The sequence below is a fragment of the Protofrankia sp. Cr1 genome (assembly GCF_963555865.1).
Classification (GTDB): Bacteria; Actinomycetota; Actinomycetes; order Frankiales; family Frankiaceae; genus Protofrankia.
Map to the genome: position 1 here is coordinate 3,620 of NZ_CAUVXO010000457.1, position 1,567 is coordinate 5,186.

The following is a 1,567-nucleotide window of genomic DNA, read 5'->3' on the forward strand; positions in this document are numbered from 1 at the left end:
CTCAGCGAACAGGTAGGGCGGCGGCCCGCAACGCGTCCTTGACGTGACCGATGCGCAGGTGACCGAAGTGGAAGACGCTCGCGGCAAGCACCGCGTCCGCACCCGCGGCAACAGCCGGGGGGAAGTGGGCGAGCGACCCGGCCCCGCCACTGGCGATCACGGGCACGTCCACAATCGCGCGGACGGCCCCGATCATCTCCAGGTCGTAGCCGTCCCGTGTCCCGTCCGCGTCCATCGAGTTGAGCAGGATCTCCCCGGCACCGAGCTCCACCGCCCGTGCCGCCCAGGCAACCGCGTCGATGCCGGTACCGTGACGCCCGCCGTGGGTCGTCACCTCGAACCGCGGGCCGCCCGGTTCGTGGCCGCGTCGGGCATCCACCGACAGCACGATGCACTGGCTGCCGAACCGCAGCGCGCACTCGCGGATCAGCTCGGGGTGGGCGACCGCGGCGGTGTTGACACCGACCTTGTCCGCTCCCGCCCGCAGAAGCCGGTCGACGTCGTCGGGTGTCCGTATCCCGCCTCCGACGGTCAGGGGGATGAACACCTGCTCGGCGGTGCGCCGGACCACGTCGTAGGTGGTCTCCCGGTTCCCGCTGGACGCGGTGATGTCGAGGAAGGTCAGCTCGTCGGCGCCCTCGGCGTCGTACAGCTTCGCCATCTCCACCGGGTCGCCGGCGTCCCGCAGGTCGGTGAAGTTCACACCCTTGACGACCCGGCCCGCGTCGACATCCAGGCAGGGGATCACCCGGACCGCGACGGTCATCGGATGGACCCGCTCATCGGATGGGCGCGGGCCGGCCCGCCGCGACCGCCAACGCCTCGGGCAGGGTGAACGCCCCGGCGTAGAGGGCCTTGCCGACGATGGCGCCCTCGACGCCCGCCACACCCGCGATCGCGGCCAGGTCGGCCAGGGACGACACCCCGCCACTGGCGATCACGGGCCGTGACGTCGCCGCGGTGACGGCGGCCAGCAGGTCCAGGTTGGGCCCGGTGAGGGTGCCGTCACGATGAACATCGGTCACCACGTACCGGGCGCAGCCGTCGGCATCCAGGCGGGCCAGGACGTCGAACAGTTCGCCACCGTCACGGGTCCACCCACGGGCGGACAGGATCGTGCCGCGGACGTCGAGACCGACGGCAATCTTGTCGGCGACCCGGCCGATCGCGGAACGCACCCAGTCGGGGTTCTCCAACGCGGCCGTGCCGATGTTGACCCGGGCCGCGCCGGTCGCCAGTGCCGCGTCCAACGAATCGTCGTCGCGGATACCGCCGGAGAGCTCCACCGCCACGTCGACCGACCGGACCACCTCGGCGATCAGCCCACGGTTCGAGCCACGGCCGAACGCCGCATCAAGGTCGACAAGGTGGATCCACTCGGCGCCGTCGCGCTGCCAGGCAAGGGCCGCCTCGCGCGGGTCGCCGTAGGACGTCTCGGAACCGGCCTCGCCTCGGACCAGCCGGACGGCCCGGCCGTCTGCGACATCCACGGCGGGCAGGAGGATCAGCGTCACATGGCACACCCTACGGGGTGGCCCACCAGCCGCACCCCGGCCGCCTACGTCCC

2 protein-coding genes are annotated in these 1,567 nt (G+C 72.2%); both read right to left on the reverse strand.

The window, feature by feature from the left end; translation table 11 throughout:
- Position 1 precedes the first annotated feature (1 nt).
- Positions 2-766: an imidazole glycerol phosphate synthase subunit HisF gene (gene hisF, locus U9980_RS23615; RefSeq protein WP_322769947.1), complete on the reverse strand. Its 765-nt coding sequence runs from the start codon at positions 764-766 to the stop codon at positions 2-4.
- A gap of 13 nt (positions 767-779) precedes the next feature.
- On the reverse strand, positions 780-1,514 hold the full coding sequence (priA, locus tag U9980_RS23620) for a bifunctional 1-(5-phosphoribosyl)-5-((5-phosphoribosylamino)methylideneamino)imidazole-4-carboxamide isomerase/phosphoribosylanthranilate isomerase PriA (RefSeq protein WP_322747360.1): 735 nt from the start codon (positions 1,512-1,514) through the stop codon (positions 780-782).
- Positions 1,515-1,567: the final 53 nt, after the last annotated feature.